This is a genomic window from Gemmatimonas sp., from assembly GCF_041689975.1.
Lineage (GTDB): Bacteria > Gemmatimonadota > Gemmatimonadetes > Gemmatimonadales > Gemmatimonadaceae > Gemmatimonas.
Genome location: NZ_JBDNFF010000220.1, coordinates 14505 through 35623, shown reverse-complemented (window position 1 = coordinate 35623; position 21119 = coordinate 14505). Strand labels below are relative to the sequence as shown.

At 62.7% G+C, this 21119-nt stretch carries 20 protein-coding genes; 12 read left to right on the top strand and 8 right to left on the bottom strand.

What is annotated here, in order from left to right; translation table 11 throughout:
• Positions 1–543, bottom strand: a 543-nt coding sequence (locus ACESNG_RS13840) for a transposase (RefSeq protein ID WP_373069437.1), incomplete at its 3' end; no start/stop codon positions are given.
• Between the two features lie 743 nt (positions 544–1286).
• On the opposite strand from ACESNG_RS13840, the gene ACESNG_RS13835 reads away from it, so the two are divergent.
• The 5 genes from ACESNG_RS13835 to ACESNG_RS13815 all read left to right on the top strand — a co-directional run bounded on the left by ACESNG_RS13835 (position 1287) and on the right by ACESNG_RS13815 (position 5862).
• Positions 1287–1532 (top strand): hypothetical protein, encoded by a 246-nt coding sequence (locus ACESNG_RS13835; protein WP_373064800.1) that lies wholly within the window; start codon positions 1287–1289, stop codon positions 1530–1532.
• Positions 1533–1689: 157 nt separating this feature from the next.
• Positions 1690–3945 (top strand): DUF5916 domain-containing protein, encoded by a 2256-nt coding sequence (locus tag ACESNG_RS13830; protein ID WP_373069435.1) that lies wholly within the window; start codon positions 1690–1692, stop codon positions 3943–3945.
• Between the two features lie 597 nt (positions 3946–4542).
• A complete protein-coding gene (locus tag ACESNG_RS13825) occupies positions 4543–4842 on the top strand; it encodes a hypothetical protein (RefSeq protein ID WP_373064796.1) in 300 nt (99 codons plus the stop codon).
• Entirely contained in the window at positions 4824–5669 is an 846-nt protein-coding gene (locus ACESNG_RS13820; RefSeq protein WP_373069433.1) for a hypothetical protein, read from the top strand. The genes ACESNG_RS13825 and ACESNG_RS13820 overlap by 19 nt, the downstream gene beginning before the upstream one ends.
• Positions 5670–5679: 10 nt before the next feature.
• Positions 5680–5862, top strand: a complete 183-nt coding sequence (locus ACESNG_RS13815; protein ID WP_373064792.1) for a hypothetical protein — start codon at positions 5680–5682, stop codon at positions 5860–5862.
• Between the two features lie 124 nt (positions 5863–5986).
• Here ACESNG_RS13815 and ACESNG_RS13810 read toward each other — a convergent pair whose 3' ends face one another.
• Both ACESNG_RS13810 and ACESNG_RS13805 read right to left on the bottom strand, forming a co-directional pair.
• Entirely contained in the window at positions 5987–6910 is a 924-nt protein-coding gene (locus tag ACESNG_RS13810) for an NADP-dependent oxidoreductase (protein WP_373069431.1), read from the bottom strand.
• The gene (locus tag ACESNG_RS13805; RefSeq protein ID WP_373064900.1) at positions 6907–8295 is read right to left on the bottom strand and encodes an NAD-dependent succinate-semialdehyde dehydrogenase; all 1389 of its coding nucleotides are present in this window, start codon (positions 8293–8295) and stop codon (positions 6907–6909) included. Before ACESNG_RS13805 ends, ACESNG_RS13810 begins: the two co-directional genes overlap by 4 nt.
• Before the next feature lie 679 nt (positions 8296–8974).
• Between ACESNG_RS13805 and ACESNG_RS13800 the strand changes: the two genes are divergently transcribed.
• Positions 8975–9235, top strand: coding sequence for a type II toxin-antitoxin system Phd/YefM family antitoxin (locus ACESNG_RS13800; protein WP_373064896.1), 261 nt, complete (start codon positions 8975–8977; stop codon positions 9233–9235).
• Complete coding sequence (locus ACESNG_RS13795) at positions 9232–9618, top strand: type II toxin-antitoxin system VapC family toxin (protein ID WP_373069429.1); 387 nt, start codon at positions 9232–9234, stop codon at positions 9616–9618. Before ACESNG_RS13800 ends, ACESNG_RS13795 begins: the two co-directional genes overlap by 4 nt.
• A 46-nt stretch (positions 9619–9664) precedes the next feature.
• On the opposite strand, the gene ACESNG_RS13790 is transcribed toward ACESNG_RS13795, so the two are convergent.
• On the bottom strand, positions 9665–10603 hold the full coding sequence (locus ACESNG_RS13790) for a flavin monoamine oxidase family protein (protein ID WP_373069428.1): 939 nt from the start codon (positions 10601–10603) through the stop codon (positions 9665–9667).
• Complete coding sequence (locus ACESNG_RS13785) at positions 10600–11229, bottom strand: FAD-dependent oxidoreductase (protein ID WP_373069427.1); 630 nt, start codon at positions 11227–11229, stop codon at positions 10600–10602. The genes ACESNG_RS13790 and ACESNG_RS13785 overlap by 4 nt, the downstream gene beginning before the upstream one ends.
• A gap of 477 nt (positions 11230–11706) precedes the next feature.
• Between ACESNG_RS13785 and ACESNG_RS13780 the strand changes: the two genes are divergently transcribed.
• Entirely contained in the window at positions 11707–12384 is a 678-nt protein-coding gene (locus ACESNG_RS13780) for a hypothetical protein (RefSeq protein ID WP_373069425.1), read from the top strand.
• A gap of 105 nt (positions 12385–12489) precedes the next feature.
• Complete coding sequence (locus tag ACESNG_RS13775; protein WP_373064886.1) at positions 12490–12615, top strand: hypothetical protein; 126 nt, start codon at positions 12490–12492, stop codon at positions 12613–12615.
• 28 nt (positions 12616–12643) lie between these two features.
• On the opposite strand, the gene ACESNG_RS13770 is transcribed toward ACESNG_RS13775, so the two are convergent.
• From ACESNG_RS13770 to ACESNG_RS13760, 3 genes are read right to left on the bottom strand one after another with little or no spacing between them, the layout of a single operon-like run.
• A complete protein-coding gene (locus ACESNG_RS13770) occupies positions 12644–13111 on the bottom strand; it encodes a DUF2269 family protein (RefSeq protein ID WP_373064884.1) in 468 nt (155 codons plus the stop codon).
• 31 nt (positions 13112–13142) lie between these two features.
• A complete protein-coding gene (locus ACESNG_RS13765; protein WP_373064882.1) occupies positions 13143–14294 on the bottom strand; it encodes a hypothetical protein in 1152 nt (383 codons plus the stop codon).
• 13 nt (positions 14295–14307) lie between these two features.
• A complete protein-coding gene (locus ACESNG_RS13760; RefSeq protein WP_373064880.1) occupies positions 14308–15066 on the bottom strand; it encodes a carboxypeptidase regulatory-like domain-containing protein in 759 nt (252 codons plus the stop codon).
• A gap of 244 nt (positions 15067–15310) precedes the next feature.
• Here ACESNG_RS13760 and ACESNG_RS13755 point away from each other — a divergent pair, with 244 nt between their 5' ends.
• The 3 genes from ACESNG_RS13755 to ACESNG_RS13745 all read left to right on the top strand — a co-directional run bounded on the left by ACESNG_RS13755 (position 15311) and on the right by ACESNG_RS13745 (position 21112).
• The gene (locus tag ACESNG_RS13755) at positions 15311–18391 is read left to right on the top strand and encodes a SusC/RagA family TonB-linked outer membrane protein (protein ID WP_373069423.1); all 3081 of its coding nucleotides are present in this window, start codon (positions 15311–15313) and stop codon (positions 18389–18391) included.
• Between the two features lie 26 nt (positions 18392–18417).
• Positions 18418–19980, top strand: coding sequence for a hypothetical protein (locus ACESNG_RS13750; RefSeq protein WP_373069421.1), 1563 nt, complete (start codon positions 18418–18420; stop codon positions 19978–19980).
• Positions 19981–20227: 247 nt separating this feature from the next.
• A complete protein-coding gene (locus ACESNG_RS13745; RefSeq protein WP_373064874.1) occupies positions 20228–21112 on the top strand; it encodes a hypothetical protein in 885 nt (294 codons plus the stop codon).
• The last annotated feature ends 7 nt before the right edge of the window (positions 21113–21119 follow it).

Here is a 21119-nt window from a genome sequence, read left to right as displayed (position 1 = left end):
GGCGCCCGTCGCGCCCCGTCGATCCTCCGGATGCGTGGCGAGCCATTCGCACAATTGCTCGGCGTCGCGCATGAGCCGCTCGTGGCGCTGTGGCGTCTTCGCGGCGAGCGTGGGCTCCACGTCGGCCGTGTCGTTGGCGCGATGGCGCTCCAGCATGGTCGTCGCAGCGGCCTCCAACTTCGTGGCCTGGCGCTCGAAGTCGGCGCGTGTGCCGTTTCGCTGCTTCGACGCATTGCTCGGCAGCTTCACCCCGTCGATCGCGAACATCTCGCGCCCGATCAGGCCTTGGCTGTCGCACACCGCGAGGACCGCCGCGAAGATCGGCGCTTTGTCCGCTCCCAACGAGCTCACGAAGTGCGCAATCGTGGTGAAGTGCGGTCGCGTGTCCTGGCCGAGGGCGATGAACGTCACGTGCTCCTCGCAGGCGCGGGCGATCACCCGGCTGCTCACGATTCCGCGCGAGTAGGCGAAGAGCACCACCTGCAACAAGGTCTTCGGCGGATAGGCCGGCGCCCCGGTTGCGTCGTTCTTGTCGCGCGCCATCACAGGCCTCGACGAAAGGGCAATCGCACCGCAGATCCTCTCTGAGGCCAACGTCCTGATCCGTCGCGAGTCTGTTTCCACATCGGCACGCAGTGGGACTTTTTCTACAGCCTCGTTAGGTCATACAATCAGCAGCTGACTTGACCCTTGATCCTGACCGCGAGTCTGTGGTGGTCGGTTCCGAGCATCGAATGCATTGCGCTGATTAACAGCGACACGCTGCTCGATTTCCATGGCGTCTCTTCTCTTGGAGGTCAAGATGCGGAATCGTGTCGTGCCCGTGTTCGTCGCACTCCTTGTAGGTTGCGGCGGCTCACCAGATACCTTTCAGGGCGATGGCAGTTTCCGGGAAGTGTTCCGGTCGTCTTCCTATGGTTCTCTCGAAACCTCCTTACAGGAGATCAGGGGATCGTTTACCGGACCTTACCTTGTCGTTGGATTTGGCACCCGTCTTTACGGTAAAGGCGGGTCAGGCAATGGGCTGGGCGCTGCGTCTGGCGCTCTGCAGAGTCTCTCGGGACCGGCTCCTCAGGCGTCGCCCTGCCAGCTCAAGTACGGCGCGAGTGACCCGGGAGGTTCGACGTATCGGGTGCAGTTCCGCAACACGGCCGTTGGCTCGAGCGTGTGCCGGCAGCCCTGACGTCGCGCATCCGTATGCGGTCGGCCCATGACGCGAGAAGCGGCCACGCCGCATTGCAGGCGGCATCGTTCGCACGCATGTTCCCGCGACCGCCTCACGAGGCGTGCTGCAGTCGGACGGATTGGTAGCTCGCTACGCTGGCGTTTCTTCTGATCGCCCGCGGCAGAAGCCGGCGCTCTCGCAGTTCGCGTTGCCGATCGGCATCCTCACGGCGCTCCAGGCGACACGGCCGCTGGTGCCCCGTGACATCTGGCTCGCCATCGTGCTCGGTCACGCGCTGCGGTGCGCCTTGAGCGTGTGGCGCTTCGAGCAGGGCAAATGGAAGACGATCGAGGTGAAGCTGGGTTGACACTCGCTACACACCAGCCTCGGGGAACGGTGCTCATGGGGCACGAACTTTCATTGCTGCTCCCCGCCGTTTCGTGCGACCCGAGCGACGCCGGGACAAGTTCAAGTCCGCAGGCGCGCATTGGACACCCACCCACGTCGAACCGTATCTTTTCTCAATGCGAAAGTGTTCGCTCCACCTGTACGGCGCCCTACTGGCACTCCCATTTCTCGTTGGCGTAATAGTCGGCCCTGCCGCCGCACAAACCCCGACGGTTCCTGAACCTTCCGAAGAGAGCCGGCGGCATCTGGTGGCGCGGAGGGCGCGTGGTCGCATCACGGTGGATGGACGCCTCGGCGAGGCGGACTGGCGTAGCGCGCCGGTGGCCGGGGACTTTGCGCAGGTCCGTCCCGACTACGTCCCCACCACGCGCTACCCCACGCAGGTCCGTGTGCTCTTCGACGACGAGAACCTGTACATCGCCGCGTTCAATGCTGATAGCGCTGGTATGTCCTCGCTCCGCATGCCCGACTTACGCCGAGACTTTGAACCACCCGAAAATGACGTCTTTGGCGTGACCATCGGGCCATTGGGTGATAGGCGCACCGTCTTGCAGTTCACGGCGACACCGCTGGGGTCACAGGCCGATGTGCAGGCGTTCGACGGCGGCGATGCATTCAACTTCAACTGGGATGCGCTCTGGCGTGTGCGCACCACCCGCGCCGACAGCGGGTGGATCGCGGAATTTGCCATTCCGTGGCGCTCGTTGCGCTATGCCCCCGGCCTCACGTCCTGGGATATCAACTTCGTACGTAATACGCGGCGGGTGGCCCAGTGGAGTGCGTGGATGCCCTATCCGCGGCAGTTTTCCTCGTGGCGCATCACGTACGGGGGTGTGCTCGACTCGATTCAACCGCCGCCGCCGCGTACCAATGTCCGCATTCGTCCGTATCTGCTGGGCCAGCGCGTGACCGACCGATCGGCACGCGCCTTCAACGGCACCTTGGGCGACGTTGGCGGTGAAGTGATCTGGGCGCCCACGGCCAATAGTCTGCTCGAAGCCACCGTCAACACCGACTTTGCGCAGGCCGACGTGGATCGCCAGGTGGTCAACCTCACACGATTCAGCGTCTTCCTCCCCGAGCGGCGACAGTTCTTTCTCGAAAACGCCGATCTCCTCAACGCCGGTGGGCTCGGCTCAGGAACGATCGGTGGGAGTGGTGGCGTGTCGGGGCGCTATTTCGTGCAACCGTTTTTCACGCGTCGTATTGGACTCGGTGACGATGGCACGCCACAACCCATCGACGCCGGGTTGCGCTATGCCTTTCGCTCGGGACGCACCACCGCCGGCGCGCTCGCCATGCGACAGGCTGCCCTTGGCCGTCAGGGTGCCACGACGTTCGGTGTGGTACGCGGCAGTCAGTTTTTGGGGCGCGCCACGCGCGTGGGGACGACGCTCGCGCTGCGCGACGGCGAGGTGACCGACGCGAATGGTATGGTCAGTGGTCGACGCAATGTCATGGTGGCGGTGGACGCCTTGTCGCGTCTCGGTGAACTCACGCAATTCACCGGCATGATCTCGGCGTCCAATGAAGAAGGACGGACAGGTCTCGCCGGCACGTATGGTATTACCCGCAATACGGCCACCTCGCTGATTGGCGTGGTTGGCGCCGTCGTGACGAAGGACTACAACCCGCAGATGGGATTTGTCTCGCGACCGGACGTCGTGATGACCAATCCGTTTGTCACGTGGACGCTGCAGCCGAAGCGACTACCGGCATCGGTCGTGTGGCTGCGCCACGGTCCGAATGCCATTGCGTTCAACGATCCGAATTCCGGGAAGTTACAGGAAGCGAACATCACCTACACCGGTGAAATCCTGTTCCGCAACGGCGGTACGATTACGCCGGCGGTCGAGTACAACAGTCAACGTCCCGCGGTGGCCGTCACGCTTTTCCCCTCTGTCCAGATAGCGCCGGGATCGTACGACTACGTGCGCGGTGGGCTCACATTCAGGAGTGATCAGAGCGCAAAGCTGGCCACCACGGTGACCGCCACGAGTGGTGCCTTCTTCAATGGCCGTCTGGAACGCGCCGAGGTAACGGCTCGATGGTCGCCCAGCCCGTTGGTGTCGGTGCGTGGCGCGTACGAAGTCAATCGACTGCGCTCCGTCGGCCTGCGCGACTCCAGCTTCGTGACGCATCTTGCCGGCCCCGAACTTCGGGTGTTCCTCAACCCGCGCGTGCAGTGGAGCGCGTTCTACCAGTACAACACTGCGGCGGAACGCGCCACGCTCAACGCGCGCTTCAGCTGGGAGTTTCTCCCGCTGTCCTATCTCTTTGTCGTGTACAACGACCGCCAAGCCGTGCAGGCTGGTCGCACACCCATGGCACGTTCGCTGATCGTGAAGCTGTCGTGGCTGGGGCAGCTGTAGCGCACGAGGGTCGACACACCAACGGATCGTGGGCGTCATGCTCTCGCTGCGGAGAGCACGGTGCGTCGGCGTGCTTTCACAGTCAAGTACGCGGTGATCTCGATCGTGAGTTTCCCTCCTCACTAGTGTCCGGTTCGAAGTTAAAGTGTGGCAAGCAGTCAGCAGCAGGAGCGACCGCGGAACTATTGCCGGCGTGTGGGACGTAGAGGGGGAATGGTCGTTTTGACGAGGGGTGGGCCTTGCCGAATGTGTAATTCCATCAGGGGTCAAAGAGCAGAAACTGGCACGCAATCTCCAGCGGTGACGGCGGCGCGTGATCCGGCTGGAGCGCGCTGACAAGATCAATCTTCTCGAGGAGCGAGACCGACAAGACTTGCAGACACGTGTGGAGCGACGCGCATGTCACCGCGGGGCCTCGTTGGGCACATCGCTGCGTTGCTCTTGCTAGCGCCTTCAAGGATTGCGTGCTTACTCGCCGCGCTCACTGGCGGCAATTTATGCGAAGGCTCTGCAGCAGAATGCGCTCGGGCGCCAATCCGGGATCTGCCCGGCGAGCTCCCAATACGACTGATGTCTCCCCGATCAGGAACGAGCACGGTGAAGATTCCGATAACTTGGCGGTATCTCCTCGCGTTCTACTGCTTGAGTGCCCTGATGGGTGTGAGCCACGAGATGGTGCACCACGCTGCGGGATTCGCAATCTGCGGCGAGTGGGGCTACAAGACGTTCAACTTCTTTGCGCTCACCAAGGGGTGCCAAGAGGCGCATCCGGACACGTCCTGGCTTGCCACGCTGGCCGGCCCGCTCCTGTTCAACTATGTGCCGCTGTGGATTGGGTGCATCACTTCTTTGGCAATGATCCTCGCAAGATGTGGATCATGCGGGCCTGCACCTTAGCCTTGATACTGCCGCCCCTGTTTCTTGCGTGGAAGACGATCCAAAACCGATTCAAGCCGCTGGTGTACGGTCTGCCCTTTCTCGTCGTCCCGATCACTGTGTTCTACCTCGTGGGGATCGTTCTCGAAGACCTGATCAGTTTCGGTCGCGCCATCGACGGCACGAGCGATTGGTTGCTTTACAGCGTTGTGCTCGATGTACCGGGCAATCCGGTAGGCATCACGATTGGCGCGTTGCTGAACGGTGTCGGAACAGCACGCGTAGACGACATGCGATTTGAGGTGGTCGACGGCACGGTCGCTACGACGGGTACGAGCACGGCCGGCGCGCCGACATTAGACAGCACAGCCACCACGAACTTCTATGCACGTCTTCCCTCGAGGCCCGAGAATCTGGATTTCGAAGGCGTAGCCCCCTTCGCTTCGTCCACGGCGGCGTGGCTGAACTCCGTGGCGAAGCCGTTCTCTACCGACGCGCCGGGATCCGGATTCGACGACCTCGCCGAGATTGGAGCGATCGTGGGTAATGCACGTGTCGTTGCGTTTGGCGAAGCGACCCATGGCACGCGCGAATTCTTCCGTATGAAGCACCGTGCCTTCGAATATCTCGTCGAACGACAAGGGTTCACGCACTTCAGCATCGAAGCGACAATGCCGGAGTCGCGTGCGATGGAGACCCGCGAACTTCGCCACCGGCGCGCGGTCACCCGCTTCGACGGCGGTCTGGTAAGCCGTCTGCAGCAGCGACAGGAAGTCGTAGCCGGTCGACGTCTCGATCTGGTCCACCGAGGTGAGGTACTTACTTCACGGATCGTTTCTCACGCCTGATACACTCGGCATGTTCACTGCGAGCACCGTAGTGTTGGCGAGGTCGTCCCACGACACGATGCTGCCATGCGTGAACGGATTGCCCGCGCTGTACGGTCCGATGATGGCCACCTTCCACGTCGAGTCGGGGATCCGGATCTTCTGCTCGCCCAGGCTCTGCTTGATCCAGCGCGGCGTGGCACACGTGGCCTAGAGCGGCCCGGTGATGATGTACACGGCGCGACCGCCCATCGTGGCCAAGTCGCCCACCGTGCTCTGTACGTGACGAGCATGTAACGGCGGGCCGGTCTCGGCTGCTCGGTCACGCTGCGAGCGACCTACCTGATCACGATCACGATCTTGCCGACGGAATGCCCGTTCGCCAGTTCCTCGTACGCGGCAGCGGACTGCTCCATGCGGAACGTGTTCCCGATAACAGGCTTCACGGCTCCCGCGTCTATCCACGCGCCGAGTTCGCCCAGCATCGTGCCGTTCGGTTCCATGTAGAACCCTTCGAAGCGCACGCCATACTGCGCCGCAAGGCCTTCGGTGTCCTGGCCCTTGATCGAGATCATCGTCCCCCCCTTTTTCAGCACCTTGAAGGAACGCTTCATGGTGTCGCCGCCGAGCATGTCGAACACCAAGTCATAGTCGGACAGCTGCTCGTCGAACGCCTCGGTGTTGTAGTCGATCACGACATCCGCGCCGAGGCGTTTCACCAGATCAGCATGGCGGCCACTGCTGGTGGTCGCGATGTAAGCACCCACATGCTTGGCGATCTGGATGGCGAACGTACCAACGCCGCCGGATCCGGCGTGGATGAGCACCTTGGCGCCTGCTTTCAGCTTGCCTTTGGTGATCAACGCCTGCCACGCGGTCAGCCCGGCGAGCGGGACTGATGCGGCCTCGGCATGGCCCAAAGTGTCCGGCTTGAGGGCCAGTTCGCTGGCCTTGACCCGGGCGAACTCGGCGATCGCGCCGGCGTCATCCTGGTTCGGCCGAGCAAACACGGCATCGCCGACCTTGATGTTGCGCACATCGCTACCGACTTCAACAACCAGACCCGATACGTCGTAGCCCATGACATGAGGGAAGGTGAGCGGAGCCGTGTCCTTCATCGCGCCCGACCGCAGAATGTCGTCGATCGGGTTGATGCTCGCGGCGTGCACAGCGATAAGGACCGAATCGGCTTTTATAACCGGCTTGTGGATGTTCCCGATCTCGATCAGCGCCTGGTAGGTCGTGATCACCGCGGCCTTCATGATGGGACCGATGACATGTAAATCGCCTTCACGTTGACAAACTCTTTCATGCCGAAGCCGCCATGCTCGCGCCCATATCCCGAATCCTTGACGCCGCCGAACGGCATGTTGGGGTCGGCCGTGCCGAAGGTGTTGATGCGAACCATGCCCGTGTCGAAGTGATCCCGTGCGAGCCGGAACGCCTTCTTCTCGTCCCGGGTGAAGATCCCGCCGCCGAGGCCGTAGCGGCTGTCGTTGGCGATGCGCATGGCATCGGCGTCATCTCTGGCCTTGATGATCGATGCGACCGGTCCGAATAGCTCATCGTCATAGGCCGGCGTTCCCGGCCGACAGTCGGCCAGAACGGTGGGTGGGAAGTAGTACCCGACCGCCTTGTCGGGGACGCCGCCGCAGAGCAACGTGGCACCACCATCGATGCTCTTTGCGACCTGCTCGCACAATGTGTCGAATTGCCCTTTGCTCGCAATCGGACCCAGCTGTGTGTCATCCGCAGTCGGTTTGCCCATGGTAATGGCCTTCATCTGTTCGACGAAAGCGCCCACGAAGTCGTCGTACACTGTTGCGGTCACGACAAACCGCTTGGCGGACACGCAGGTTTCGCCGTTGTTGTACAGGCGACCCTGCACGCACGTCTTTACCGCCAGTGCAACATCGGCGTCCTCGAGCACCAGATAAGCGTCGTTCGATCCGAGCTCGAGCACCGTCTTCTTCAGGAGCTTGGCAGCGGCCTGACCAATGTGGCGTCCCGTCACGTCGCTTCCCGTCATCGTCACCGCACGAACGTACTCATGCGCGATGATCGCGTCAGAAATGTCATGGTCGACCAGCACCACATCGAACAAGCCTTTCGGTAACCCCGCCCCCAGGCAAATATCGCGAAGCAACAGACCACTGCCGGTGCAGATGCTGGCGTGCTTGAGGATGACGCCATTTCCAGCCATCAGGTTGGCGGCCAGGACACGGACCGGCTGGTAGACCGGGAAGTTCCATGGCTGAACGCTGTAGATGACGCCGATCGGGCAGTACGCCACCACACCCGACTTGTGGCCGCCGCCGTGCGTTCGTGGTTCATCAGCCAGTTGTACCGGACCATGCTCAGCGGCGTACTCGAAGAGCTGCGCACAAAGTTCGACCTCCGCCATGCCATCGCGCAACAGCTTTCCGGTCTCTGCCGTCATCAGCGCAGCGAGTGCGTCGACGTGCTTACGCAAGGCGCGGGCGATATCGCGCAGATACGTCGCGCGTTCTTCGTGGGTTGTTGTTCGCCACTGCAGGAACGCCGCGTGACAGGCCGCGACAGTTGCGCAGGCCGTCTCCTCGCTCATCAAATCGTAGGTGGTAAGCGTTTCTTCGGTGGCGGGATTGATCGTCGTAATCGTTTTCACGTTCTGGCCTCGTTCTTCGTGAGGGCGCCGGGGGTCGCGAGTCAACACCCACCGAGAGAGGCAGCAACGAGCGTGCCACGTTCCTCAGCACGGCGGCCATTGGCGCGCGCCGCTGAATGCCTTCCCTTTCTGCCCAATCCCGCGCTCCACGCTTTCACGAAACCCGCTGTTCGCATTACTGATCAGTGCAGCAAATAGTTCTGGATTGTATTCAGTCGCATCCCAACGTTTTGGCACTGGAACGGCACATGTCACTAAGGCGGTTTGGGAATGGGGTCGTTTTGTCTGGTCTCGACTTGAACGGCGAGGCGCGGCATGTCGGTCGTTTGCGCGGAGGCGCGCGGGACCGTCATGCACAGAAGCACCGTAACCACAGGAGTGGTGGTTCGGCGCGCCCGGGTCCGCCGGCGCGATGCCGGTATCGATCAGTGTTGCTGTGCTTCGCGTCTCGCGAAACTGTTCGTGGCGGAGAACAAGGCAGACGTTCGCGTGATGCTGTGGCCGAGATGATGGCACCCGTGCGCCGACATCTCGTCCGCTGCCAGAAGCACCCGCAGATCATGCAGAATCTGTTTCACGAGAAGCACGTGCAGTACGCCGCATGACGGCACTACGCACTGATTCGCGGCCTGGCCAGTAACCTAGTTTATCCAGTTTAGTTTACTTGTACCGAGCTCCCATGAGAGTCGTGAATATCCACGAAGCCAAGACACAGCTGTCGCGTCTCGGCGAACAAGCGGCGGGCGGCGAGTCGTTCCTGATCGCCAAAGCGGGCAAGCCCATGGTGAAGGTGACCGCCCTCGATGCACCGGCGACGCCGAAGCGTCTGGGCTTTCTCACTGGCGAGATCGATGTCCCCGAGGATTTCGATCGTATGGGTGACGACGTGATCGCGTCCATGTTCGGACACGATCGCCAGCGCCGCGCCAACGCGCTGTGAAACTCCTGCTCGATACTCAGCTGCTGCTGTGGGCTGCGGCGCATCCGCGACGGCTCTCCCCCGCCGCGTGGAAGTTGATCAATGATACGCAACACAAGCTGCTGTGCAGCGCGGCGAGCCTCTGGGAGATCACCACCAAGCACTCCCTGGGCCGCGACGATTTCCGAGTGGGACCGCGCGTGCTGCACCGTGGCTTGTTGGACAACGGGTACGTCGAAGTGCCAATCACCAGTGAGCACGCGGTCAGCGGGACCGCGTTGCCGGAACTGCATCGTGACCCCTTTGATCCACTGCTGATCGCGCAAGCCACGTGCGAGGGGATTACGCTCGTCACTGCTGACGCGATCGTCGGGCAGTACCCAGGACCGATGCGTCTGGTGTGAGCGCCGAACCGCTGCCTCGAAGACCGAGATCGTGTCGGGCGCAGTCCTACGCTGTCAACGCGGACACCACTTCATCTGCTGCACGGTTGCCGGATTCCACGGCACCGTCGAGATAACCCTGCGCATCCTGTGACGTCTGTTCGCCGGCGAAATGACAGCTGCCCACGATCTCGCCCTCGGCGCCGGCAAAGCGCTGATACTGACCGACTTTGAAGTACGCGTACGAGCCCAGCGTCCACGGATTGCGTGACCAATCGTCGAACGTCACGGCACCGGTGAACCTCGCTGACAGGCCGGGAAGTACCGCCTCGGCCTGCGCCAAAAACTGCTGCGCGAGTGCGCTCGGCAAGCCGCCGCTCTGCCTGGCCGTGACCGAACCACCGGTGTAGTCCACGAAAATGCCGTTCGCACCCGTTTGCCCGCGCGTGACGTCCCACGGGGCCTGGTAGCCGGTGTCCGAATAACTGTCGCCGCTGCAGCCGAGCGTGTTCCAATGCCGCGTCGTGAACTGCAGCGCGCGTTTCGCGTTGGATCTCAACCCGAGTTTGTTGATCGCACGTATTTTCTGTACAGGGAATCCGGCATTCCTCAGATTCGCACGCTCGCGCATCACGGAAAACGGTAGCGCGAGAATGACGCGATCGGCCGTCACACTGCTACGATCTTCAAACCCGAGCGTCCACCGATTGCCGCTGGAGGTCACGGCGTTCAATACCTTGCCCGTGACGATCTGCCCACTCAGCGCGGCGGTGAGGCGCGACACCATCTGATCGTTACCGCCGCGCACTGTGTACCTTTCATTTGATGGACCGAAGAGCCTGATCTGCCCCTGGCCGACGGCGCCAAGAAGATAGATCAGATTGAGCGCGCTTTGATCGGTCGTGTCGGCACCGTATTCGATGCAATACGCCACATCGCGCAGTTGCCCCAGTCGTGACGTGATCCCGCCGGGCACGTTCTGCGTGATCCAGGTGCGAACACTCATCGCGTCGAGCTCACGACCACGCGCGGTCGATGACGTGTACAAGGTTGGATAGCCAGCGTCAACGTAGTCGCGCTTGAGTGGCTCCATACAGCCTTCATGTCGTTCACCGTTTGCGCGTACGAATAAGCGATTCCGTCGAAGTGATGGAACGGCCCACTGCCACTCGGTTCGGCCGCCACGACGTTGTCGAGCGGGAGTCCGAGTTCCTGTGCGAGCTGACGAGTTGCCGTATGCGCCTGATCGATGAATTCACCGCCGTGCTCCGCGATCTGTCCGTTGGCAAAGCTGGAGCGGTTGATCCAGCAGCGTCCACCCAGTCGCGTGTTCGCTTCGTAGACGGTGGCAATGATGCCCTTCTGTTTCAGGCGATACGCGGCGGTCAGCCCGGCGAGTCCGGCTCCGACGATGACGACGCGAGCGGGCGCAATGCTCTTCCCGGCGTTTGGCGTGGCATCGTCGACAAGGGCCGTCAGCGATGTGGTGTCGCCGCATGCGGCGAGCGTCGCTCCGGCGGCGGCAATGGCTGCACCAGAGACGAACGACCGTCGCGAAAGCGGAGACGCTTCGCTGTCAGTGGGCGTATCGTTGGCGGCGAGGCGGGCAATACTCGCGAGCTGGCGAAGCAATGGCGTGCGTATACTCGGGAGGGCAGGCGGGGGGGAGCTCGGCGTCGAGCAGTTCACGCATCGCCATGATGTTACGCGCGTAGTACGGCTTTCGTAGGGAGTAGGGAGTAGGGAGTAGGGAGTAGGGAGTCGGGAATGGGGCTATCGTGTGCCGGACTACTTGCGAACGGGCAGGCCAGGTCGGGTCCCCCTTCGCCAGGAGACGGTAAGTCGGCCAGTCGTCCGCGCGCCTACGTCGTGCGACGTATCGACGTTTGCCGTGGTCCACGCGTAGCCTTTTGCGACTCGCTCCATAGGTGCGACCCACTCCGTTCTCGTAGCGAGGGATTCATGCCCAACTCAATCCGTTTCCTGTTTCGATACGTGCGTGTCCTGCGGCTCGGTATTCGCCGCTGGAGCGCATTCGTTTCGCTCCTCGCGTTTTAAATCGTTCCCGTTGGGGTCGGGCAATCGAAATCGGGGAAGCTCGATATCGCGGTGGGCGTCGGCGGGGAGCGTTATCTGCCGCAGTTGTTCAGCTGCGATGGCGACGTGCTACAGAAGCGCGCGGTAACGGCGCTCATAGCGAGTGGGATCGTGGACTATCTCCCCACCCCCTCGATCCATCTCGCGGCGTTCGCAGGCCGAGTGTCAGCGCAAGCGGGGAGCTGCACAAGCGTGAATGGCAGCGGTGAATGCTCGCTGTTCGAGCCGTTCGAAGGCACGTTCGCAGGCACGTTCGCAGGCGGCTTGCTTTTGCGAGAAGGCAACAAGATCGCCGTCGGCTTGGGCGCAGTCAGCCTGCCCCGCGAACAGTGGAAAGATGTCGCATCTGGGTCGAACAGACTGCTTCCCTCACTGCACCTGCGTGTCGGTCGTCGTGCCGGCACGAACGCGGCGATCGACATCAATCGCGTGAGCGCAGCGGGAGAGCCGCCCATGTCTACCCTAGGGGTCCAGTTCGTAAAGACCGGCGCGTCGCGAAAGACGTTTTACCTTGGACTTGGCGTCCTTCCCTACCCGGATGTCGGCGATGAAGGCGCGATCGCGGCCGTTGGGCGCGCGGCGTTCCCACTCGGCGGTTTCGGGGATGCGCTGTTCGGCGGCTACGTTGGCGCAGGTCAGATGATCGCTGTCAACGCAGGGCTCCGGCTTCATCTGCCGGTTGAACGATGAGTCGACACCATCGTCTCCACGTTCGCTGGTGGAGGTCACTCCCATCCTGCGATCTTGCCGCTGAGATTGGGGCAAAAGCGACAACACCTTGGTGGAGTGGTCGACATGCAGACTGCGCTTTGCGTTACCAGCGTGAGTGGCGCAGTGCTCGTGCTCGTCGGCACCAAAGGGTACCATCCCGGTTGGATTACGTTTTTGCTGACGGCGGTATTGGTATGGTTCGTAGCGTGACGACGTCGTGCGTGAACGGAGCGGAGGGCTAACGGCGCGTGATCATGAGGTACATCGCCGCGAGTAGAGGCAGGGTGGCGATGACCCCCCAAGTGATCCACCGCGCAGAGAGTCGGCGGTAGTCTGCGGGGAGTTCCTGCAGATCGGCGGGGAAGGTGCGTACGATCCGTTGCTGGGCGGCTTGCGTCGGGACGAGGATCCCAAGCCAGATCACGCCGGCGACGGCGAAGAGCGCCTGACTCACCGCGAGCCAGCGCGTACTGAAGATCGGCACGCCGGCCACGGTCGTCATCCCGTATCCGCCCACCGCCAAAAGCGCGACGCCGCCGAGGGTGAGGAACCAGTCGGTGACGATGACCATGCGCGTGGCAAAGGCAGCGACGGCCGGCTGACCGGTCCGATCCGCAAATACCTTCCAGACTGACGTCACGGTTACGTTGCCCACGAGCAGGACGAGACCGATGAGGTGTAGCAGTTTGAAGAGCGCGTAGGTCACGATGTGCGGCGATCGGAGAAAGAGGTCGACACTACCGTTCCCACGCCCGCTGCACGAGCTCCCTATAGCTGCGCACTCGCGAAACCGCGCTGTCGGCCACAAATGAAGCCATGGTTTGCACGAGCTGTGTGGTATAGTAGCCCGCGACCGACGCTGGATGCGACCCCGGGCCGCCAAACCAGCTACGCACGATGACACTGTGCGGCTGGAGCGGAAGACGTGCCACGTGCTGCGCATACGCCGCGAAGCGACCGTCGCGAATGAGATAGTCTTCCACGTTCGACGCATAAAGCACCGACAGCGATTCCCGTCGCTCGCGCAGTACGGTGCCGATGCGTGGTAACGTGCCGGGACCAGAAAGATCGCCGACCACGGGAACGACGAGATTACGGCGCTGGAGGGACTTCACCACTTGGAAGTCGCGATCCCGCGCGAGGTAACCGGCCTGCCGACCGGCGAGATCCCGCTCTGACATCAACTGTCCGAGCGTGGGATAGTAGTCGCGCGGCGCGCGGCCGGTGCTCGTGAAGCGCAACGCCGGCCCTTGCGCGATGAAGGTGCGATGGAATCGCTCGATCGTGGCGAGATCGCTCGCGGACAAGGCGAGGCCGTAACGCAACACGTCCGTGCGTACAGAGCGCACGGCGGCATCCGCGCTCGCTGGTGTCGCGGCGGTGCGTGACGCCCACGCCACGATGGAGTCGATGGGCTGATCGCGCAGCGCCTCGATGTTGGAGGGCACCGTGCGCCCGAGCCAGAGCGCCACGTACTCGGTGCGGTTCCTCGCTTGCTCGAACAGCGCCTTGAACAACAGGTGCTGCAGCAGATTGTCGCGGCGGATATCCGTGATGAAGGCGATCGTCGGACTCACACGTGCGATGAGACTGAAGTTCTGATCGGGTCCGACGCCGATGTACGCGCCACCGCGCACGCCGAGTTTGTCGAGCGTCGTGAGCGGATGCAGGTAGCTCGATTCGTTCGAGATCAAGTTGTCGGTGTCGAAGTAGCCACCGCTGTCGGAGAGCCGGCGCACGAGCGCGGCGAACTGCTCGACGCTGAGACTGTCGGTGGCGACTGACGCCTTCGCATTCGCTGTCGTGGCCGGTGGCGCTTGCGCTGCCGTGACGACCGGCGTGAAGCCCGCCAGTACCGCCACGAACACGGCAATTGCATGGCGTGTCACACGCTGTATCACGCTACTTTCTCCTCGATTCACGACCATTCGCGGTCCAGATGACGATCACGCCGCAGCCGGCGTTGGTCCCGGCGAACTCACCCGGCACATCACTGGCGCCGGTGTACACCTCGATCGCCTGGATATCGCGCACAGGAATGAGTGGACCGAACATGTTGTCCACGCGCTCATCGACCACATAGTCGGGCGCGCAGCCCAGCGGCGCACGTGCCATCTGCACCAGACAGGTCGAGCCCGCGCAGGAGAATCGTACGCCACGTAGCGGGCGCATGGCATCTTGCAACGTGCCGAAATGTCCCTCTTCGAGCTGGGTGCGGGTGAGGTACTGCCCGCGGCCGGTGGTGCGGCGCCGCTCGAAGTCGTCGAAGCGCCGTCCCGCCGACATCGGCGCGGTCACGGGCACTACGGCCAGGAGCTGGGCCTTGGCGCTGTCGTCGGCGGAGAGTACGCGCCCCATGGGATCGAGCTCGAGATCGCGCTCCATCACTTCCCGCGGGGCGAAGGCCAACGTGACCGACCCTCTGTTGTAGCCAGCGGCGCTGACCAGAAAGCGGTGGATGCCGACTTTGAGTCCATCGATCCGGTATCGGCCCGCCGAGTCGGTCTGCACACTTGCCCCAGTGGTAGTCGCCGCCACGGTCGCGCCGACCAGCGGTGCGCCGGTTTCGGCATCGAGGATCCGCCCGCGCAGGGTTGCGGCTTGGGCGCCGCTCTGCGCGGCGAGCGGAGTCGCCACGAGCGCGAACGCCACGGCGCTCATGATCACTCGTCGAAGAAATGCCGAGCTCGACAGTGAATTCGTGTGGTCAGATACGGGGTGTAAGGCCGACATGGGTCTCAAATTGGTTGATAGAACCATGGATATACACTCAACCCCACAAAAGGGTCGACAAACCGTGACGCGTGTGTGACGTTTGTGGTTACCATTGGTACGAAGTGTCTAAACGACTCAGGACCGCCACCAGCCGCACTCCGTAGGGACGAACCTCCGACCAGGAGCACGAATGCATCACCTCTCGCGGCGGTTATTCGCCGCCGTCTCCCTCATCTTCCTGTTGAAACCCGACGCCGCGCAAGCGCAGGCGACGATGACCATTGCCGGTCGCGTCACCTCGAACGGTCAGCCGTTGGGTGGTACACAGGTCGGCCTCACGGAACTCTCGGTTGGTGCGGTCACCGACCAGCAAGGTCGCTATTCGTTCACGGTCGATCCGTCGCGGGCGAGTAAGCCGGTGAGCCTGCTCGCGCGCACGATCGGCTATCGTCCGATCCGTCGATCGATCACGCTGGCCGCCGGGCGTAGTGAGCAGAACTTCGAGCTGGAGAAGGACGTCCTGAATCTCGAAACGATGGTTACGACCGGTGTGTCGGACGCGACCTCGCAGAAGAAGACCACCTTCGCGGTCGCTGCGATCGACAATGCGCAGATCAAGGAAGCGCCGGCCTCCTCGCCACTCGGCGCACTCAGCGGCCGTGTGGCCGGTGCCAGTGTGACAGCGGTGAATGGTGAGCCCGGATCGGCGCCGCGCATCCGGCTTCGCGGCCCGACGTCGCTCACGGGCAGCCAGGATCCGCTCATCATCGTCGATGGCACGATCACGCGTCTGTCGCTCGCCGATATCAACTCCGAGGACATCGAACGTATCGAAGTGATCAAGGGGGCGGCCGCGAGCTCGCTGTACGGTTCCGACGCCGCCAACGGCGTGGTACAGATCTTCACGAAGCGTGGCGCAGCACTCGCCGCTGGCCAGACCAGCGTCACGGTGCGCAACGAGATCGGCAGCAACGATCTCCGCAAGACGATCCCGAACAACTTCTCGCATCCGTACAAGGTCACGGCTGCGGGCGAATTTCTGCGCGATGCCAATGGCAACCGCGTGCAGGAAGATGACCGGATCTCCGACAACTCGTACCCGGTGGTCTTCGACCAACTCGGTGATGTGTTCCGCTCGGGACAGTTCATGACGAACTACATCTCGATCGGCCAGCGTAACGAGAAATCGAACTTCAACGCTTCCTTTCAGAACTCGAAGGATCAGGGCATCGCGAATCTACTGGGCGGCTACAACCGCCAGAACTTCCGCATGAACCTCGATCTCGAACTGCACCCCAAGCTCGACCTCCAGACGGGTGCGTTCTTCGGTCAGTCGAAGGCCGATGCGGCCGACGACAGTTCGGGCGACGCCTTCTTCGGTCTCCGCTTCCTCGAGCCGAACATCAACCTGCTGGAGAACAACCCGAACGGCACGCCCTACAAGGCCGCCATTCGTCAGACGCCGGCGTCGGGTAATGTCGCCAACCCGCTCTACAACTGGTCGAACGTTCAAAACCTGAACGATCGCAACCGCTTCACGGGCACGCTCAAGGTGCGCTATCGCCCGTTCCAATGGCTCACGTATGAAGCCAACACGAACTTCGACCGCGGCTCGCGTGAACTGCGCTCGTACCGGCCGCTTGGCTACATCGGCTCCACGGGCACGGTGAGCAAGGGCAACATCTCCAGCGACGTCGATCAGACGAAGGCGTACAACCTCGGCAGCACGCTGACGGCCATCAAGGCGACGTCGTGGTTCACGAACACCACCAAGCTGGCGTGGGTGTACGAAGACCAGAACAACACCGGCACGAGCATCTTCGCCTCGTCGCTCACGGTGCCGCGCGTGACCGAGTTCTCGGCCGCGTCGCGCGATCCCGAGAGCCCGATCATCCCGGGCTCCTACACGCAGCCGATCCGCAACCAGAACTTCTTCGCGATCACCACGTTCGACATCAAGGACAAGTTCATCGTTGACGGACTCATTCGTCGCGACGAGTCGTCGCTGTTCGGCGCCGATCAGCGCTCGAAGCTGTTCAAGCGTCTCTCGGGCGCGTACCGCGTGTCGGAGGACTTCACGCTCCCCGGTATCGACGAGTTCAAGCTCCGCATGTCCTACGGCGAGGCGGGTCTCCGCCCGGTGTTCGATGCGCAATACGAGCAATTCGCGATTCAGGGTGGCAGCCCGGTCAAGATCACGCTCGGCAACCCGAACCTGCGTCCAGCATTCTCGCGCGAAATCGAAGCCGGCTTGAACGTCAACTTCCTCAAGAACTTCACCTTCGAGTACAGCTACTCCAGCAAGATCACCGACGACCAGATCCTGAACGTGCCCGTGTCGGCCGCGACGGGCTACCAGTCGCAGTGGCTCAACGCCGGTTCGCTGGGCGGCAAAACGCACGAAGTCCTGCTTGGCGCGGTGCTGGCCAACAAGAAAGATTTTCTGTGGCGGGTGAACATCGCCGGTGACCGCACGCGTCAGGTTGTGCGCAGCCTCAGCGTGCCACCGTATCTCGTCGGACCGGTCGCCAACACCACCATCTTCCGACTCGCGGCCGGAGAGCCGTTCGGCATCGTGTACGGCAGCAGGTGGCTCCGCACGGCCGACCAGGTCAGCGAGATGGTGGCCTCACGCCGGCTCACCGGCACGGCCGCCGACTATGTGCAGAATGAAGAAGGCTTCTACGTCGCGAAAAGCGCCTACCGCACTGGGAACGAGCGTCCGATCAAGTTCACCGACGCCACCGGCAACTCGCTGTTCCAGATCGGCGACGTGAACCCCGACTTCAATCTGAACTTCAACACGCAGATGAACTGGAAGAAGTTCTCGGTCACGGCGGTGGTAAACTGGGTGCAGGGCGGCGACATCTACAACTACACGCGTCAGTGGCCGTTCTTCGACCAGCGCGACCCGGCGTTCGACCAGCGTGGCAAGCCGGACGTCGAGAAGAAGCCGACGACCTACTACGCGACGTTCTACAACAACTTCGACGCCAACGACTATTTCGTCGAGAGCGGCAGCTACGCGCGTTTGCGCGAACTCGCTGTGAACTACGAGCTCCCGGCGTCGCTCGTGAAGCGCGTCGGCATGGGTGACGGACGCACGGCACGCATCGGCGTGGTCGGCCGCAACCTATTCACCTCCACCAAGTACTCGGGTTATGATCCGGATGTTTCGGGTGGCGGATCCAACCCGTTCGCGTATCGCGTCGACTACTTCACGTATCCGATCTTCAAGACGTTCACGTTCATGCTGGAGCTCGGACTGTGAGCGCCGCCAACCGGAGTCATCAAATCATGCGGAATCGCACGCTCGCGGTCGGCATGGGGGCGCTGTTCCTCGCCGGCTGCAACACGCTCGACGTCGAAAACCCGAATGCGCCGGATTCCAAGCGCGCGCTCGCGGATCCTGCCGCGATCGAAGCGGTGGCCGGCGGCACCATGCGCTCGTGGTTCAACACGTACGACGGGATGGAAGGGGGCGGACCGCTGGTCACGATGGCCCAGACGTATTCGGCCTCGTGGAACAACTACAACATGAACTTCTACTCGTCGATCGATGCCGATGGCACGCGCAACACGCGCGCCTACAGGAACGATTTGGCGTCGGCTGCCCGCACCACGATGATCGGGTATTGGCAGGGTTACTACTCCAGTATGTCGTCGGCAGTGGACGTGCTCACGGCTATCCGCAAGAACAACCTCGTGATCACGACCGCCGCCAACACCAAGCGGGCAGAAACGATTGCGCAGCTGATGCGTGGTGCCTCGCTCATGGGTATCGCACTCAACTACGACAAGGGGTACGTGATCGACGAGAACACGGACCTCAACACGCTCGAGTACCAAACGCGCAAGCAGGTGCGTGATGCCGCCATTACCTCGCTCGGCCAAGCAGCAACGTTGGCCACGGCCAACGTGTTCACCACGCCCAGCGGTTGGACCAATGGCACGTCATACACCAATGTCCAGATTGCCCAGCTGGCCCGGACGATGTCGGCGATGACGCTCGCATACTATCCACGGACACCGGAGGAGAATACGGCGGTGGATTGGGCAGCCGTATCGGCGCTCGCCGCCGGCGGCATTTCGTCTGGCGCGAAGTTCGATTTCAACTTCACGGGCGATGGCTGCAGCTCGTGGTGCCACGAGATCCTGTACTGGTTCAACTCGTTCGACGGCGGCCGCGTGCACACGCGCGTCGCCAACCTGCTCGATCCTGCCACGCAGAGAACACCGTATCCCGACGGCGGCAACTCGCGCCCGAACTCCGCCGACAAGCGGTTGGGCGACGGCTCCTTTGGTCCGTCGGATTTCTCTTCTGATTTCGGGGCTTTTCCCAAGACGGCGAGGGGCGGCACGGACTTCGTGTACTCCACCGCAGAAATCTACCGTCCTGATCGCGGGATGTACCATCAGTCGAACATTGGCCATATTCGCTACGATAAGTCCGGCGAGCAGTCGCCGAACGCGATCTACGGTGGTTTTGGCGTAGCGCCGGTCATCAGCCGTAACCAGAACGACCTGCTCTGGGCAGAAGCCGAATTGCGTCGCTCGGGCGGCAACCTGGCCACGGCCGCGAACCTGATCAACACGACGCGGGTCGATCGCGGTGGCCTCTCAGCGGCTACCGCCGGCGAAGGCCAGGCATCGCTGCTGCAGAAACTGATCTACGAACAGGAAATCGAACTGCTCGGCCTTGGCCCGGTGTCGTATTATCAGCGTCGTCGTATCACCGGTGGACTGCTCGCCGGCACACCACGCGAAATGCCGGTGCCGGCTAAGGAACTTGCGGTGAAGAATCAGGAGTTCTATACGTTTGGTGGTACCGGACTCGCCAACAGCGTAACCCCGCCGTGATGCATCGGCTGGGCCAGGTGAGGTCGTCGTGAGCAGGTCGTAACTATCGGGAGGCCGAGCGCACACGCGTTCGGCCTCTCTGGTTATCCGGTTCCCTTCTTGGTTTCTTTCGCACATGCCAATTCGGTCTCGCTCCCGCGCCGTCTCCCTTCATGCCGCGCTCGTCTGTTGTACGGCGCTCGCTAGCTGTCGAGACGGCGCGTCGCCGCCTTCGCGTGCCAACGCGGTTTCGTCGTCCGCGCCGGCCATGCCAAGCGCACTCGCGCTGACGGTTGTCGAAGTCAACGGTCGCTGGGAAGCACGCGTCGCTGGTGACAGCACGCTGCGCATTCTTGTCATGCCGCGTCGCGACGATCGAATGACGGCGCGTTTGTGTGGTCACCTGGTTACGCGCAGCGTCGCCGCCATGGCGATTCCGTACGGTTTGCCGATGGACACTACCATGCCGCCGCTAGCCATCCGACTCGTTGACGGCGGCAGCGTGAGCGGTCTGCGCTATCTCGTGCCGGGCGCGCAGGGGTACTACCTGTTCGAGGGGGTGAGTCGCGACGGGTCACGCCGCATCAGCGTGCGCTGGCCCGTTACGTCCGACCCCATGCGCCCTATTCCGGCCGGCGCCGCGGACTCGCTCATCGAAGCAGCGGTTACGCCCAATCCGCGCATGCTGGATAGTGCCATACAGACCATGCAGCCCGGTACGGGTACGATCGATCAGGAGCTCGGTGCGCTGCCACCCGTCGACTCGGCGAATGCCATGGCGATGCCCCTCGTTCGCGACTTCCCCGACCAGCCGTTCCTGTTGAGCGATGCCTGCCCGCAGGCGACGATCCTGCTACCCATGCTGGCCCGCGTCGATCAGAAGCTGCGGGTGCCCGTGCGCACCGGAGATCGCGTAAGCGCGCGCGCGTTGCAAGGCGAAGGTACCGTGCAGCTTTCCTTCGACGAGGCGACCCCCGCTGCCGCACCGCCCGCGGTGCGGGAGGCCATTCCCGAGGCGGCGTTCGCGTCACCGAGCGACGGACGCGTCACACTGCGGGTGCGTTTGCAGGTGGTGCCGCGCGTGCAGCAGGCGCAGCAGGGCATCGTGCTCTCAATCGGTAGGACGTCAGCGAGGCGCCAAGCCGGGACGTAGGCGAAAC